17 protein-coding genes are annotated in these 16,327 nt (G+C 44.3%); 10 read left to right on the forward strand and 7 right to left on the reverse strand.

The features are described from left to right. The first annotated feature begins 2 nt into the window (after positions 1-2). A complete protein-coding gene (locus F0U83_RS11350) occupies positions 3-383 on the forward strand; it encodes a hypothetical protein (protein WP_138987097.1) in 381 nt (126 codons plus the stop codon). Positions 384-401: 18 nt separating this feature from the next. Here F0U83_RS11350 and F0U83_RS11355 read toward each other — a convergent pair whose 3' ends face one another. Continuing rightward, positions 402-1,079 carry an FMN-dependent NADH-azoreductase gene (locus F0U83_RS11355; protein WP_138987096.1) on the reverse strand — a complete coding sequence of 226 codons (678 nt, stop codon included), beginning with the start codon at positions 1,077-1,079 and terminating at the stop codon, positions 402-404. A 134-nt stretch (positions 1,080-1,213) separates the two neighbouring features. Here F0U83_RS11355 and F0U83_RS11360 point away from each other — a divergent pair, with 134 nt between their 5' ends. From F0U83_RS11360 to F0U83_RS11370, 3 genes are all read left to right on the forward strand, one after another. Next, positions 1,214-2,068, forward strand: coding sequence for a LysR family transcriptional regulator (locus F0U83_RS11360; protein ID WP_138987095.1), 855 nt, complete (start codon positions 1,214-1,216; stop codon positions 2,066-2,068). Positions 2,069-2,161: 93 nt separating this feature from the next. Continuing rightward, positions 2,162-2,713 carry a GNAT family N-acetyltransferase gene (locus F0U83_RS11365; RefSeq protein ID WP_138987094.1) on the forward strand — a complete coding sequence of 184 codons (552 nt, stop codon included), beginning with the start codon at positions 2,162-2,164 and terminating at the stop codon, positions 2,711-2,713. 58 nt (positions 2,714-2,771) lie between these two features. Then, positions 2,772-3,179 carry a GNAT family N-acetyltransferase gene (locus F0U83_RS11370; protein WP_246077693.1) on the forward strand — a complete coding sequence of 136 codons (408 nt, stop codon included), beginning with the start codon at positions 2,772-2,774 and terminating at the stop codon, positions 3,177-3,179. Between the two features lie 27 nt (positions 3,180-3,206). On the opposite strand, the gene F0U83_RS11375 is transcribed toward F0U83_RS11370, so the two are convergent. From F0U83_RS11375 to F0U83_RS11395, 5 genes are all read right to left on the reverse strand, one after another. Further along, complete coding sequence (locus tag F0U83_RS11375; protein ID WP_138987093.1) at positions 3,207-3,737, reverse strand: hypothetical protein; 531 nt, start codon at positions 3,735-3,737, stop codon at positions 3,207-3,209. Between the two features lie 24 nt (positions 3,738-3,761). Next, positions 3,762-4,220 carry a DUF1425 domain-containing protein gene (locus F0U83_RS11380; protein WP_138987092.1) on the reverse strand — a complete coding sequence of 153 codons (459 nt, stop codon included), beginning with the start codon at positions 4,218-4,220 and terminating at the stop codon, positions 3,762-3,764. 9 nt (positions 4,221-4,229) lie between these two features. Then, complete coding sequence (locus tag F0U83_RS11385) at positions 4,230-5,780, reverse strand: COG3014 family protein (RefSeq protein ID WP_138987091.1); 1,551 nt, start codon at positions 5,778-5,780, stop codon at positions 4,230-4,232. Between the two features lie 67 nt (positions 5,781-5,847). Further along, complete coding sequence (locus F0U83_RS11390; RefSeq protein WP_138987090.1) at positions 5,848-8,559, reverse strand: CsgG/HfaB family protein; 2,712 nt, start codon at positions 8,557-8,559, stop codon at positions 5,848-5,850. A 25-nt stretch (positions 8,560-8,584) separates the two neighbouring features. Next, positions 8,585-9,478: a hypothetical protein gene (locus tag F0U83_RS11395; protein WP_138987089.1), complete on the reverse strand. Its 894-nt coding sequence runs from the start codon at positions 9,476-9,478 to the stop codon at positions 8,585-8,587. A 409-nt stretch (positions 9,479-9,887) separates the two neighbouring features. Between F0U83_RS11395 and olsF the strand changes: the two genes are divergently transcribed. Beyond that, positions 9,888-11,612, forward strand: coding sequence for a bifunctional ornithine lipid synthase OlsF (olsF, locus tag F0U83_RS11400; protein WP_138987088.1), 1,725 nt, complete (start codon positions 9,888-9,890; stop codon positions 11,610-11,612). Between the two features lie 61 nt (positions 11,613-11,673). Further along, positions 11,674-12,144 carry a J domain-containing protein gene (locus F0U83_RS11405; RefSeq protein ID WP_138987087.1) on the forward strand — a complete coding sequence of 157 codons (471 nt, stop codon included), beginning with the start codon at positions 11,674-11,676 and terminating at the stop codon, positions 12,142-12,144. On the opposite strand, the gene F0U83_RS11410 is transcribed toward F0U83_RS11405, so the two are convergent. Next, a complete protein-coding gene (locus F0U83_RS11410; protein WP_138987086.1) occupies positions 12,145-13,101 on the reverse strand; it encodes a hypothetical protein in 957 nt (318 codons plus the stop codon). It lies immediately after the preceding gene. An 89-nt stretch (positions 13,102-13,190) separates the two neighbouring features. On the opposite strand from F0U83_RS11410, the gene F0U83_RS11415 reads away from it, so the two are divergent. The 4 genes from F0U83_RS11415 (at position 13,191) to F0U83_RS11430 (ending at position 16,325) form a co-directional block, all read left to right on the forward strand. Continuing rightward, on the forward strand, positions 13,191-13,781 hold the full coding sequence (locus F0U83_RS11415) for a TetR/AcrR family transcriptional regulator (protein WP_138987085.1): 591 nt from the start codon (positions 13,191-13,193) through the stop codon (positions 13,779-13,781). 222 nt (positions 13,782-14,003) lie between these two features. Continuing rightward, complete coding sequence (locus F0U83_RS11420) at positions 14,004-14,324, forward strand: EF-hand domain-containing protein (protein ID WP_138987157.1); 321 nt, start codon at positions 14,004-14,006, stop codon at positions 14,322-14,324. Between the two features lie 97 nt (positions 14,325-14,421). After that, positions 14,422-15,819, forward strand: coding sequence for a sensor histidine kinase (locus tag F0U83_RS11425; protein ID WP_138987084.1), 1,398 nt, complete (start codon positions 14,422-14,424; stop codon positions 15,817-15,819). Further along, positions 15,816-16,325, forward strand: coding sequence for a hypothetical protein (locus F0U83_RS11430; RefSeq protein WP_138987083.1), 510 nt, complete (start codon positions 15,816-15,818; stop codon positions 16,323-16,325). The genes F0U83_RS11425 and F0U83_RS11430 overlap by 4 nt, the downstream gene beginning before the upstream one ends. The last annotated feature ends 2 nt before the right edge of the window (positions 16,326-16,327 follow it).

Consider the following 16,327-nt stretch of genomic DNA (forward strand, 5'->3'; position numbering starts at 1 on the left):
AGATGTACATCCGATTTGTTATTGATGAGCTAGATGAGGACTCTAACCAACGAAGAGGGATTTTTCAGGCAGTATATTGCCTGAAAAACGAAGGCCATCTCTATGACTACGAGCTTAGTCATGTGGATGATGTAATGCATTGGTTTGATGATAACTTAGCATCCCCTTTGGATTACCTGAATAAACAGAAAGCAAGGAAATCTGATGTATTTATTAGTTGGTTTAAAGCCTCTGCTTCAAACCATATTGCAAAAGCCAGAGAGCTATCCTCTCTGCTCGAGAACCGGGGTGTCGTTGTAGATCAGATTACAACGACTAACCCTGGAAAAATTGTCTATTTTGATGATTATCAAGTATTTGCTAAGCCCTACACACGCTTTTAGCAATAAGAGCGCTTTATTTTAAAGCGTGGAAATGCTGGTTGATAATTCGGATGCAAGTACCTCGGCCTGATTAAGCGCATTAGCAACAGATGCTTGATGCCGGCTATCACCAAACTCTTGGTATTCACATGCAATTTCATACGTTGTCTCTACCCCTAAATATTTACTAAGGGTTCGCAGATGAGGTGCCAAATGACCAGAGCCTTCTCTAACTCCACCTTTTTCAAAACCAAACTCCCCACTCGATGTGATCGTCACTAGCGTTTTCCCCGATAGTATCGGTTGCAATGGAAAGTCCCCTCTGGATAGATCAAAGCTAAAGGTTTTATTTATACGCACGATTTGATCAAACCATGCCTTTAACTGAGCCGGCATGCCGTAGTTATACATGGGAGAAGATATTACAATAATGTCTGAAGACGACACTTCGTCTATCATTTCATCCGACAATGCTAGTATGCTTTTTTGATCTTCGCTTCTCTTTTCGTCAGGCGTAAACACCGCGCCAATCCAATCTTGGGTGATAAACTCTGGCGGATTAACTCCCACATCACGATAGATATACTCATCTTTAGGCCGTTTATCGTTCCACACATCTACAAAGCGTAGTGCTATGCTCTTTGAAAGCGAATTATGCTCTGGGTTTAGGTTATTAATAGCCCTTACGCTTGAATCTATATGTAATAATTTACTCATTTGCCAATACCTGATTTGGTTAAATACTCGGTATATTTTGCGTATTTTATGCAGAGTAGAACAAACGATAAAAGCACATCTATAGATGAGCTATACTTATCTATAGATAACCTTTCTAAAAAAAGGAATTTACTGTGCAAGTATCTCTGCAAGCATTAAAAGCGTTCGAGGCTGCTGCTCGTCTTGGTAGTTTTAAACTGGCTGCTGAAGAGCTTTCGCTAACACCAACAGCTATTTCACACCATATAGGCAATCTCGAAAGCAGGCTGAATGTTAATTTATTTCATCGGGAGACAAGGAAAATTGTGCTTACCCGAGCAGGAAAACAACTGGCCAGAGGAACCTCTGATGGCTTTCGGAGAATAGAAAGCGCCTTGGCGGAGTTAAGAACCGCCGACTCTTTGATCAGGGTGACGACCACATCATCTTTAGCTGCCATGATTCTGATCCCCTCTATGCAAGAGTTTTCGCAGTCTAACCCCAATATCTCCGTGGAAATATCAACGGGAGAAGCGGTCGACAATCATGCATATACTCTACCTGTACGTTTTGGTAACTCAACAACAGTCGAACCCTCTAGCATACTCAAGCACGAATCCTTTGATATATTTGGGGCCCGTGAAGTGAATCCAGGGTCTTGGTCAACCACCCCTATTTCCCTTTTTACTACCGAATGGAAAAACGAGGAACTACCAGAACCACCACTGGCTGCTTGGCTACAGGCCAATAAACTCAGCGAGGAAAACTTTATTATTAAGAAGTTTGATCAGGAGCTTTTTGGCATTCAGCAGGCCATGACAGAAAACGGGCTGGTCTTCTGCTCCACTACGCTTACACAAAGACTCGTAAAAGCTAATTTATTGCAACAATTTGGAACCCAGTCGGTCCAATCTGAGCTGTGTTACTACGTGCCAGATAAAGAACATTACGACCACAGACATATCGTTACATTTCTAAACTGGCTTGAAGTACTATTAAGCAATAACTAATTCTCTATGCGTACTCAGTGCAGTAACTAAATTTCTAATGTCGCTATGTTAAGGTTTCATAACCTACTCTGATTAATCCAAGAGCTGAACACTATGACTTTTCTCGTGCCAAATAAAGTTGAGACCAAGCGCCTAATTCTTAGACAGTTTACAGAATCGGACTGGGAAGACCTGCATCACTATTATTCTTCAGACGCAGCTACTAAGTTTACGGTAGGTAGGCCCTTTACTGAGGGTGAAACCTGGAGAACAATGTGTAGCATGATTGGCCATTGGCAAATTCGCGGTTATGGCCCCTATGCTATAGAGGAAAAACAGAGTGGGCGAGTGCTAGGAACCGCCGGTTTTTGGTTTCCTAACGATTGGCCAAGCCCTGAAATAAAGTGGGCATTGGCGCCTGATTATTGGGGTAAAGGGTTTGCGAGTGAGGCCGCCAGAGCGGTTCAGAAAACAGGACAGGATTTTTTACCCCACATCTCTCTGATCAGTTTTATTAATGCAGATAACCATGCATCCATACAATTAGCAAAGGCTATTGGCGCATGCTTTGAAGAGGAAGTCCCCTTTCGGGGTGCACAGTGGCATATCTACCGCCATCCAAGAAAAAGTGTAGAGAGGGAGGGAACTAGCCATTCTCATTCGTAATTATCATCCCGACGATGCAGCCAAACTAGCCACTCTCTTTCATGACGCTGTTCATGCCATCTCCTCCGATGATTACACAGACGCTGAACGAGAAGCTTGGGCACCTACCCCGCCTGATTATGATTTCTGGCAGCTCCGCTGTAACACAAAACGCCCCTTTGTTGCAGAGAACAAAGGTAAGCTAGTCGGTTTTATTGAGCTGGAAGAGGACGGCCATATTGATTGCCTATATGTTGCCCCTTTATTTCAAGGCCAAGGTATAGCGAGTGCGCTTTTAACATATGCGCGCCGAATGGCAAAAGAGCGAAACATTGGTTCATTGTATGTGGAGGCCAGCAAGCCAGCCAAACACTTTTTTGAGTCAGAAGGTTTTCTTTTAACTCAGGTAAACAAGGTTACATTAAGAGGTGAGACACTGATTAATTACACGATGGTTGGTCAAATAGAGTTGAATAGCCCAGCCTAACAAAAGCTTAGCCGGGCTTTTAACTTGTTACAGGAACTTCTGCTGTGCGCGGCCTAGTGGCAGAACATCAGACCATTGGCCTACCATTTCGCCATCTATTTTGAACATTTTAAATTCTAGTTTAAAGAAAGCCAGCTCTGCACCGTCCGCTCCATATTGGCGTGTAGATGAGAGTTCGGTACGCACGACATAGTCAAAACGCGTAGCGGAGGTATCAACCAAACGAGCAACGCCTGAGTTCAGGATAGTCTCTGTAATACGGTCATGAATATCCTGCATACGGATGTTTTCGTTATCTGTATTATTTTGCAGTCGAGAAACGATAAGACGTGGCTTTTTAGAACCCCATTTTTGTACCAGCTGAGAGCTCAGCATTTTATTAGTCACGTTTTCTGCAAACGCTGTGTAGTCAGCCATGGTGAGTTCAGTATCTAAATGAGCACGACTATTTGGGTCCATCACAGAGACACCAGCCTGCCCACCTTTACCCGGCATGGTATTACACCCTGCTAATACTACAGCCATCAGACTAACGGAAAAAAGTTGTTTGATATTCATTAGGTATGTCCCTTCGTTTCAAGATTACTTTTTAGCTTTTTCAAGTTTATGTGACTCTATGAACAAGTCATCTGGGTATCTAACCGTGACTTGGATTTTGTATGCATTTTCTGATTTACCTACACTCTGCAGCGTCTTCACTTGGCGTGGCCCAAGAGTAAAACGGTGCCAAGCATTGTTACTGAGTACCGTGAACCCTTGGTTATCTAACCAGTTGATCTGATATTCAAGACTCATACGCTGATCACTGAGGTTCTCTAGCTGAAATTGAGCACGGGTGAAGTTACCCACTTGTCCAAAAATCACATCACGAAAAATGACATTATCCAGCAGATCTTTATTACCTAACACTAACTGGGCACGAGGATGATCTGAGTTAACCAAAGCTCTTTGGGTTTCATCTGGGGTTCTTACGCTATTACAGCCAGTGAGCACCACAACAGAGAGAATACTGAAAATGAGTAGCTTAGCTTTACGAATCATATGCTTTCCTTAGCGCACAGGCGCCCATAGTTTGTTGGTATTGGAAGAAACTTTCATTGTTTTGCCAATGTTGCGGGCATAAACAAAGTTATGGCTTTGCTTGTTTAGTTTCACCACTTCATTCACCAATGTACGGCCCCGCTTGTCATACCCTTTAATACGAATGCGATCTAAATTTTTCGGAACCTCTAAACGCGCCGCCAAAAACTTTTCGGGTAGGGATATCCATGAGCGCATATCCGGATTAGCAACTTCTTGGCGTTTATCACTGACCATCTTTCCGATAAAGCCAAGCTTGTTGAGCGCTCGGTTTTCAAAATAGCTACGGATAACCGATACCGTCATATTCAGCTGTTGAAAAGGTAGACTATCGTATTGATGTCTTAGCGCGATGCTGTTTATATCAGCAACTGGATAAACACGAGATAGACGTTTACCCGACACGGTTTGGATCTCAAATCGGTAGATTGGTGATGTTTCCGCCTCATAAACCGGAATCTTCACCGGTAACATGACTCCACCCACGTTATAGTCAAACCTTACCGTGCGTTTCTCAGGCGCAAACCCATCGGCTACAACAACATGAACAAGTCGCCGACCTTTACGGGGGGCCTTTTTCATCGCGGCAGCAGCCGCCTGAATCACTTTACTTTTTGGGTTTAACTCCAACGCTTTTTTATAGGAGATGCGAGCATTATCACGCAGGGAGCGATCATCATAACTATCAAACTCCTGTACCATGCCAGTCATGTAAAAACCAAATGGATTAACATAAGCACTAGGCAGTTGTGTGGCCTGTTTCTTAGTCTCTCCATAGTATTTATTCATGGTGTCAGTGAAACCAAATCCCGTAAGATCGTTTCCCTTCTCTTCCTGCTCGGCAACTTGCTTTTCAAGTTCTTCTTTCGCTGCTTGAACTTCGGCTCTGAATCGGTCTCGTTCTATGTTTTGCCAATCGATAGAACGACGTGCGACGTTGTATGCCTTTCGCTCACCTTGTAACATGTAGGCTATCGACTTGTAGTTAAGCATTAAAATGCGCTCGAATGATTCGCCCGGATAATCAGTCAACTCTCCTGCACCGGTAATCATCGATAGTATATTTTTGGAAGAGCCTGCCAGCATACTGCCAATTTTAGACCCTGCGTACTCTTCCCCTAAAATGCGCTCAGCTTTGGCAAACGCCTCGATAGCCACTTCAGGGTTTTTAGTATCCAGTGCTACAACCCCATGCTCTACCTGAGATAAGAAGCTAGCGTCTTTATCCAGAAAAGCTTCTTTATGGGTTTTAAGCGCCTGCTCTGAAGCCCCTGACTTTAATTGCTCTTTGACAGGATAAAACGCTTGGCTGTAACCCGCAGCGTATTTTTCACCGCCTTCCGCTGTAACCTGCGCTTGCTGTGCTTCAGGTTTTACTTCCTCTTTTTGGGCAGGTTGTGACTGAAGTTGATTGAGGTTGTTAATTAAACCCGATAGCGGGTTAGCCAATGCGGTGGAGGAGATAGCAATTAAGGCGGTACTTAAACAAAGTGGTGTTACTTTGCTCTTTAAAAGTGACATCAAATTCGCTCCTTCGAGTGCTCCATGGCTAATAAATATGAACCATGGAGCTGTGTTAAATATTCAATTAAAACGTCGGTTTATTCACTTTTTTGACCTGTTTTTGAGTGGTCACTTTTTTCGGCACTGGACGCAAAATATCACCGGCGGCGAATCCTGTACCCGATACGGCATTGGCAATTGAGCGAGCAACTTCTACCGATTGAATCTCGACCACACCTACTTCGGTTTCTGTTTTTCCAAAACTAATACCCGTATCCGGATCAACCAAATCAGCCCCAGGACGGGTGACATTAAAACGCCCTCCAACTTTTATCCCTGTATCACTGCCTCTATTGATATAGATTTTACCGTCAGGCGTCGCTCCTAACACTTTGATGGGGTAGATGTGATTGATGACCCCAGCCACCATTTTCGTGCTAAGCTTCTCTATTAATTCATTAAAAACCTGCTGTTGATCTGCGGTATCGTTTAAAAGATTCTGCATAACAATCTTATCCGCCGATACCGTTTTACCCGTATGCACATCAATGATTCTAACGGTGGCATTGGATTTCCCGGTCTGCTTAACTTGGGTCCGGTTTACAGCACTTATCTGCTTTCTTTCAGTTTCGATATAAAAATCATCAATAGTGGCATGAATAAGATAATCAGCACCTAACAACTCGCCTAGGGCCGGATCAATATCTTGACCTTGTGCGATTGCTGTAAACGCTTTTTGGTCCAGTACTTGATCAATTTGGCTGCGTTCTAACACATCAAAGCGGTTGGATTGAGTCAGCTTCACGTAGAGATCGTTGACGACTCGCTCCACATTCGCCGGCGATAAGTTTTGCGTTTTTCCGGCAGGGTTCACTTTGATTTGCCCAATTGCCAATGTCGCTTTACCCTTTTGTTTCTGCATCTCTGCACCCGAGCGAGCCGTTGCCTGCTGAGCGTTTGCGGCCCCTCTTTTCTGGGTGTTTTCAGGTAGTCGTTTTAGTAACATCCCAACTTGCAGGCTAGCAAGCTGCTCAGAACGCGCTTTACTGCGAGACTCTTCCACTTCGGTAAGCGTCACTTCACCAATTTTTAGCTCTGTTTTACCTAATGAAATCCCTGTATCTGGGTCTACGACGGCTTCACCTTGCTGGTAAACGAGTAAAGTCTCTTGCTCAGATAAGCCACCATCAGTGCCTCGATTAAGATAAATCGTGCCGTCTGCGGTTAGTGCCGCTATTTTGATAGGGTAAACGGCATGCATCAGCTCCATGGTCACCTGCTCTGCATAGGCATCGGCTAATAGAGTAATAAGACGCGCCTCTGAGATATCATTTTCTACGGTTTGTTTGACACTCACTTTACGAGAGGCCATCACCTCACCACTGAGCGCATTTACGATGCGCATGTTGCCTTCAACCATACCCACTTTTTTGAGCAGTGTTTGGCTGGAGCCAGGTAGACGCAGGCGCTCTTCTTTGAACATAAAGCTGGAAACACTGCCATATACCAAATAATCAGCACCCTGCAGTTGCCCCATATCCGATGGCAGCTCTTGGTTGTCAGTCAGGGCTTGCGCTAGCTGCTCATTGAGCAACTGGTCAACCTCTTGGCGATCAATCAGTGTAAAGCGCTTCGTTTGCACCAAGCGTGTCATGAGGGAGTCTGTAAATGCTGGAATGTGTGCAGACGCATCTAATCCAGTCGTTGCAGTCGATCGTGCTTTAACTAATCCAATGGCGACTTTAGGACGGCTCTGGGGAACGCTATTCGGTGAAGCTAAAGTCGCCGTCGCACCTACTTTATTTGTTGCAGTGGTAGTTGTACCCTTTTTGACAAGAAGATCCTCTTTTTGAGGCTCTCCTGAGATCACTTCAAACAAACTCAAATTATCTTGAACGTTCGTTAGCTTAATTTTTCCCGCCGGTATCTGAATACGTCCAATAACAATACCAGACTCATCTTTAATCTCTTTGCCATTACGCACTAACTCAAATTGATCCCCAGCTTTGACTCGATCATTAGCGCCTCGGTTAATAACCCATGGGTCATTCCCAACGACTTTGGCAGGAAAAATGATATCAATAATTTTATCAGAAGCTTCCGCCGCAGCACTGTCATAAGCAGCAAGTACTGTGGCCGTTGGGGTTCGAGCATTGCGCTCAACTAAACGTGTACTAACGTTTGTGGCGCCAGCCACGCGACTGTTTGCGACTTCGATAATACGGATGGATAAAACGGCGTTAGTTTCTTGTTTCCTGATCGTTTCGCCGGTGTCACTGTAAGGGCGCTTTGTAGTCTGGCTACTAGACTCCAAACGTTCAACCTTCATATACACTATATAATCGGCCCCTGTGGCCGTACCTAAGTCTTTAAAGTCTTTGAGGGAGTCGTTAGCTGCTCCCAACAAACCGGATGCGGCAACAGTGATGCCGCTGACATTTGGCATCTCATCGACCGCTTTATCCAGTACTCGATCAAGGTCAGACGCTTTCTGCTCTTGCCCGAAGCGTTGCTCCAAAATAGATCGCCTTAATACGGTCCTATCCAAGACATTAAAACGCTTACTACGATCAAGTTGTTGTATCAAACGGCTTGCCAATGCCTCAGGGACACCACCTTGGGCGGCATTGGTAACGGCATCCGGTACAAAGTCGTTTTCTCCCATAACCGCAATAGAAACAGCATTAGTCTTTTCAGATAGTGCAGCAGGAGCGGCCGCACTATTAGAAGCCCATGAAAGTAATAAAAATAGACTTAGCAGAACCTGAGATCCTGCTCGTTTTGATAGGTTATACATATCAGCTAACTTCCTGTAACCGCGATTATTTTTGTGGCGCTCTTAGAATATCGCCCGTGTTAATCGGCGCATTGGTGGCATCCACTTCTTCTATGACTTTAGCAATCGTAAACTTGGGATTGATTCGGCTGATTTTTACTTTACCCACATACTCTTCTGAAGAACCGAGTGAGTTACCTGTATCCGGGTCTATCATCTCTTCACCGGCATAGAAAACTTCATATACTTGGCCAACCTTTAAACCACCATCTTTACCCCGATTGATGACGACATCACCGCGTCGATCTCGCTTAACCACTTTCATAGGGTAAACAGCATTGACAAACTGATCTGCTAATTGCGCTGAAACTTCATTAGAGAGCTGCGTAAAGCGTTTACTACTAGGCTTGCCACCGCGTCCGTTCACAACACCTTGATTGAGATGAAATTTGCTCGATAAGCTAAACGTGGTAACAATCTGACCTGAGGAGGTATCAATCATTTTTGCACTAACTTGTAACAAGCCAACATCTGAACGTTTGTACTTGTCATCAAAGTTAGGCAGTTTGCTGTAGGCACTATAGAACTTAAAATCCTGTACTGTAGGAAGGATTAGATAATTAGCATTATCTAATTGGCCTGATGCTGCTGCATCGCCTTTAGCCAGATCTGACTTTGCAAAATCCTGCTCTTCTAAAACAGCAGCTAAATCGGCTTTATTACGGCTTAAAACACGAAATTTGCGGGTTGCTCTAAAAGAGGCCTCCATCTCATCCCAAAGAATCCCTAAATTCAGATCCTTACCGGCTCGTGAGGATACCCCCTCTCCAACGGTCGGCTCTTTAATGGCAACAGACGGCTGGCTATCAGTTTGAGCAGAAACCTGGCAGGTAACTAGAAGGGAAAGGAGCAATGCAGCATTACGGAAAAACTTAACCATGAGGTACTAACATCCATTACTTGTTAACAAGGGGGGAAGCTAGTAATTGATTCACTCAATATTGAGCAAAAGCGTCGCACTTCCCTGTTAAAACTCACATGCAATCCAATCTACAGAAAGCAAACGAATATATACATCAATCAGATAACAATGATCTAATTGAATCCTTAGTGCTCAAGCAAACTAACAATATAAGAAGCCAAAGCGCCCGAAGTATCCCATAAAGGTGATTCTTAGTCACTCCCTGAATGGAAGATTAACTTATCAAATCATGACTAGCATTATGGCGGCACATAGCACGCGCCTTACCAATGACAAACTTGTCATCTATCTGTCACCCGTCTTTCAAATAAGTGTCATGTAGTTGCCATATTCTGTTAGATAATATCTACAGATACAGGTAGCCCGCGTGATCAATGTTGAACAAGTTTTGACGAACAAATTCCCGTCTTTTTCCTCTAAGCCCGCCCCTCTTCGTCGCTCAGCTATTTTTTGTTTGAGACGTCTGGTGCATGAAGATGAGATCAATCATTTCCTTGCAGAAAATAAGGAAGTTAAGGGTTTTGAGTTTATTGATCGTGTTTTGGATTACTTTAACTTCAGTTACAGCCTGAGCCACACTGATCGTATGAATATTCCTGCATCAGGTCGTGTGGTTATCGTAGCCAACCATCCTCTAGGCGCATTGGATGGGCTGGCGTTACTCAAGCTGGTTGGTGAGGTACGCAGGGATGTTCGTATCGTAGCGAATGATGTACTCAATCATGTGGATCAGCTGAGCTCACTGTTTCTTCCCGTGGATAATTTGGGGCGTAGCACCCGCAAACGCGATATTGGTCGCATTGTGGAGTCGTTACACAACGAAGAAGCGGTCATTGTATTTCCTGCCGGCGAGGTTTCCCGAGCAGGTATGACAGGTATCAAAGATGGCAAGTGGAACAGCGGTTTTCTACGTTTTGCTAAGAAAGCGAATGCCCCCATACTTCCTGTTTACCTCGGCGGTAAAAATTCATCGCTGTTTTACGGCATGTCCTATCTGAACAAATCGATGTCTGGCCTGCTGTTAGTCCAAGAGATGTTTAATAAGCGCTCGGTTACGATCCCTGTCCGTATCGGCGAGCCGATCCCTTTCAGCCATATTGATGCTGTTCCACTAACACTGAATGAAAAAACCAAACTACTGCGTAAGCATTTGTATCGCATCGCTAAGCGCAAAAGTCCGTTATTCGTAACAGAGAAAACAATTAGCCACCCCCAAGACCGGCAGAGCATCAAGCTTGAGCTTAAAGATTCGCAGCTCTTGGGAGAAACGTCAGATGGTAAGAAAATCTACCTGTTTGACTACCGCCCTGATTCAATTGTTATGCAAGAAGTCGGTCGCTTACGGGAAGTTTCATTTCGCTGTGTAGGTGAAGGTACTGGACAGAAAAAAGATCTAGATAAGTACGATCGCTATTATCGCCATCTAATTTTATGGGATGAAGAGGATCTTGAAATTGCCGGCGCTTATCGGTTGGCTGAGTCTTTCAACCTCGTTCATGATGAAAGCAGCCCCTTGTATAGCCAGACACTTTTTCAATTTAGCCCACAGATGCAGCCTTTTTTTGAGCAAGGTATCGAACTAGGCCGAAGCTTTGTTCAACCGAAATATTGGGGCAAACGGAGTTTAGATTATCTTTGGTATGGAATTGGTGCTTATTTAAGACAGCATCCTCATGTCCGCTATATGTTTGGACCGGTTAGTTTGAGCAACAGCTACCCCAAACCCGCTAAGAACATGCTTGTCTGGTTTTACAGACATTATTTCAAGGATGTAGATCAGCTCGCCAAAGCCAACGTACCTTACAAATTGACCCATGAAGAGCAGTCAGGATTAGAGGCCCTCTTTTGCGGCGAAGATTATCGCCAAGATTTTAGGGTGCTCAAAGAACAACTGGAATACCTTGGTGTTTCTGTCCCTACGCTTTATAAACAATACAGCGAACTCTGTGAAGAGGGTGGTGTACGCTTTCTCGATTTTGGTGTGGATGCGGACTTTAATTTCTGTGTAGACGGGCTCGTGATGGTAGATATGCAGTTTGTTAAAGAGAAGAAATATCATCGCTATGTTGGGAAGCACGTCAATACGAAATAGGCACTTCACATCCGCCTCGGGTACAGCTACTCTTTCCTGAACACTTTAAAAAGAGTATGAAATGAGCCCTTTCGTAATCATTGTACTAGGTGCATTGCTCATGGCAGGTATGCTTTGGTTAAAAGCTTTACCGCCTCATCGACGAGGCCCTGCCGTTATTAAGCTAGTAATCCTCTCCCTGATTGCTGCCTTAGTTATTTTAACCGTCACTGGCCGTATACATTGGATTGGCGCACTCTTTGCCGGTGTTTTTTTACTCTATAAAAAATACGGTTTTTTGTTAAAAGCCATACCCTTTTTAGGAAAACTATTCAAATCTCACGCTAAAGCAAAACAACCCCCGTCGCCTAACAATCAACACATGCAACGTACTGAAGCGCTCAAAGTTCTTGGGCTTGAAGAGGGTTGTTCGGATGAGGAAATCATTCTCGCTCATCGCAAACTGATGCAGAAGTTTCATCCCGATCACGGTGGTAACAGCTATCTAGCCGCTCAATTGAACGAAGCTAGAGCTTGTTTACTAAAACGGTAACTACTCAGACCGACTTAAAGACAGCCCTGCCCGTCCAAACTCCGATGAGAAACCTTGCTGAACAAACCCGTTAACGGTTCTGCGTAACAGCAGGAAGGATTGCTGTCTGCGCCCATCCTGCTCACTAAATTCCAGCAAAAGCGTATCACTGCTTTTCCATTTCCAAACACCGTTCATAACGATCAGCGGTTGTCCATTGCGGTAGTCCAGCAGCATGCTAGCCTTTTGATCATCTAATAGATCTAATACAACAAACACATTTTCTTGAGTTAGGTCATTGCTGTAGCGCCCCTTCACAGAGCGAGAGGTTAAATCCCCCTCCCGTGCACAGCCATAGAAAAGATCACCATCTAAGTCGAGCGATGCTGTCCAACGATACCACGCATTATGCTTATCACGACAAGACTGATCTAGAATTTCCAAACGAAACCGGTGGGTACGGTTCTTGACACTTTTAAGTGCCCCTTCCCAAATACCACCACTCCCCGAAGAGAGACTTAATGGAAATGTCAGGGTACGTAAGTTGTCATATGACTGCACCCGAACACTATCAGTCAACACATCGGCAATCCACAAGGGGTCACTTCCTGCAGCTCTATACTGAATACCGATAAGATCAAATTCACAAGCATTGCTGCCGCCACCAGCAACTTGAACATCGCTAACGTCCCAGCTTAAATCGGTAAGCGGTGAAGCACGTAGTTCCATATAAACTGGCAAGCTCCCCTCAGGGGTTTGCTCGCGATAACGCTTTTTTACCAACCCACGCTTATCTTGCAGCTTGCGGCGCTCTTGGCTATAGCAAGGCGTAATCGTGAATTCACCCTGAGAATAGTTCACAGCACCACGTATCAGTTGCCGGGAGGAATCCGCTGTATCTTTAACGCCTAGGCATCCAGTCAAAAACAAAAAAGTAGAAAAAAATATGAACAAAGACAATGCATTATGGGGAAGCATAGTTGACTAAATCCTTTATATGTATCATAACTAAACTTTGAAAATAAAAATGCGCACCAAGGCGTATACGTACTAACGGAGCAGCAACAATGGCCAGGCCTGCAGAGTTTGACAGGAAAGAAGTCCTTGATAAAGCCATGAAGGTGTTCTGGCGAACGGGCTACACTGCTACATCTGTAACCGACTTGGTCAACGCAACCGACTTAAAACCAGGTTCCATCTATGGTGCTTTCAATAGTAAGCGCGGCTTATTTCTAGAAGTTATCGATGCTTATGCGAACAATAGCTTAACACGGATCCAACACTGTATGGAGCAACGTGACTCCGCTATTGAATCGATCCATCTTTTCTTCTCTCGAATGACAGAAGAAATATCCTGCGACACCATCGGTAAGGGATGTTTAATGATCAATACCTTACTGGAGCTTGCCACTGAGGATGATGAGGTTCGCGAGAGAGTTACTCAGTACCTGAACCAAATTGAGCACCACCTTTATCTGACTCTAGAAAAAGGCCGACTTAACGGCGAATTACAACCGGATACTGACACTGAAAGCCTTGCTAAAATGCTTATGACAGGCATTTGGGGCTTACGTGTGCTCAGTACAACCCGCCCTGATCCGAGTGTCTACCCAGGGGTTGTCAGCCACCTCCTGTCAGCCATTCCTGCAATACACTAATCACGAGTCGCAAAAAAGAGACACTCCAGCGCTTTGTTTTATAAGAACTTATTACTAAGCCAAGGCAGACTGTCGCCAAAAAAAGACAAAACATACTTAAAACTGTCTTAAAACAGCAAACTTTATTAAAGAAAAAATCTACTTCATTGATTTATAAGATGAAAATTATCATGGCATAAAACTTGATGTCTACTATCTGTGTACCAGAAGTGGAGAGCATTTATGCGAGTACTGCCCTACCTATCAGCCTTTCTAATAGTACTATTCACGGCAACGGCTAACGCAGAGCCTATCCAACCCCCTTATCAAGGCGCTATTGAAGCGACTGAAGCTGATGAGATACTTCGTCGGTTAGATAAAAACAGGGATGGCCGCTTAGGCTATATGGAAGCCATGATTGAGGTAGAGATTGCTGATAAATTTATCGAGCGTGACACAAACCGTGATGGTTTTTTAAGTAAAGAGGAGTTAACTATTACTAAACAGATGAGTACTAATCGGCTAAAAGTCATGCTGACACTCTCATCACTACAACACATCTGATAAGATCTATTTAAACCATTTCCCTAGCGAGCCAGACCCGGCTCGCTTAAACTAAAGTACATAACACTGCCCGCTCACTTAACAGAGTATCCTGCGCATGATGCCAGCCCCAAAGTCGTGGCGACCTAACTCACTGAGGCACTTAGTTTTTATCGCCTTTACACTGATTATCACACCCATTGGCTTCATGCTGTATAAAACCAGTATCGTACTTGAGCAGCAATTACAGCAGAGCTACAACCAAACCCAAACAGCTTTGGAGCTAAACCAGCAAAACAATACTCTCGAGAGACTAGCGGAGGACATTGTCAGATCTGCCAGCCAATACCGCATTGTAAAACAGGAAGCGATCGCAACCCGATTGCTTGAGCAGGTTGAAGCTTACCAAAACCAACTTGCGGTACAGATGTTTATCAGTGAGCAAAATACTCAAAAGGCTAAGTTGATATCCATTATTAGTCAGTTACGAGAAACACCGTTGAGTGAAGAGATCAATACCCTCCCCATGTTGACCCGGGAACTTGCTGAAACCAGCCATCAAAAGATGATTGGCGAACTGCAAAGTCTGCAGAAACAAGCAGGGGAAACCCGACAAGCACTGTGGCTGCAAACAGCACTTCTTGTCATGACAACATTAGGGCTAATGCTGTTTTTCTCATCGGTCATCACCCGCCCTATCGCTGAACTAATTCGACGTATTAAATCAATTGGCCGCAGAGAACAGCTAACCTATCAAACACTGCGAGGCCCAGGTGAAATAGTTGAGCTGGATAAGCAATTGCTGTGGCTTGATAACCATCTATCTGAACTTGAGCAGCACAAAGGGCTCTTTATTCAACATATTTCTCATGAATTAAAAACTCCCTTGACCACCTTAAGAGAAGGAGCAGACCTACTGGCAGAAGAGGTTCCTGGTCCTTTGAACGATCGCCAGCATCATGTTGTTGGGCTGCTACAAAGCAGTAGTATTAATTTGCAAAAGCTAATAGAGCAACTATTAGATTACAACCGGTTACAACAACCCAACGTCTTAAAACCTCAGCGCGTGGACTTGAAAAAGCTCATTAGCGAAGCCATTGGCCCACTACAACTTGTGATCTCTGAAAAAGAGATCAATCTTAAATTGCCTGATAAATACCCTGTGATAGAACAGGATATTGATATGTTAAAACGAGTCATCAACAATCTTATCTCAAATGCGATTTATTACACGGATAAATCTGGATTTATTACCGTTGCAACCCAGTCCCAAGGAAGGAGCTTAATCGTGGATGTAGAAAATAGCGGCACCCCTATCTCAGCAGAAGATGCAGAACGTATTTTTGAACCCTTCTATCAAGGTGGTAAAAAACGACAAGGGCCGCTAAAAGGAACAGGCATTGGCTTGAGCATTGCTCATGAAGCAACCAAAGCAATGCATGGTAAACTGACGTTGTTAACTAATAAGGAAGGGCATATCGTATTTCGCCTGACACTTCCATTGGAACTCAAATGACTCGTCTAATACCTACTAGCTTACTCGTATGCACACTGCTCATCAGTAGTGGATGCCAAACATTGGAATCGCTAACAGCGCTCGACAGCCATCAACAACCTAACTGCCTTCTTCCAGCCTCCCTGCTAAAAGATCTGGTTGAAGAAGAGCAACGTTTTTTGACATCAGACAACACTTTAAGAAAGCAGATGTTGCAAGATGTTAAAGATAAGCCAGCGCGGCTGGTTAACCTGCTAAGTTCAATTACCACAGATCGTAGCGCTAAAGAGCAAGCGTTAAGTATATATGCACAGTTGCCTCTATTACCCAACCAAAGTTGTAGTAGCGATCGCTATCTTTATCTAAGGTTCAGGCAAGCTCAGGCAAACTTACAGATGCTCGACGAATTAGCTGCGCTCAACCGACAGTTAAATGCTGCAAACACAACCATCAGTGAGCAGCAACAACAGATTGACGCACTTACTCAGCTTGAGCAGGCAATTACCCGTCAACGTGAGGAACACTGAGT

The organism is Neptunomonas concharum (assembly GCF_008630635.1).
GTDB classification, from domain to species: domain Bacteria; phylum Pseudomonadota; class Gammaproteobacteria; order Pseudomonadales; family Balneatricaceae; genus Neptunomonas; species Neptunomonas concharum.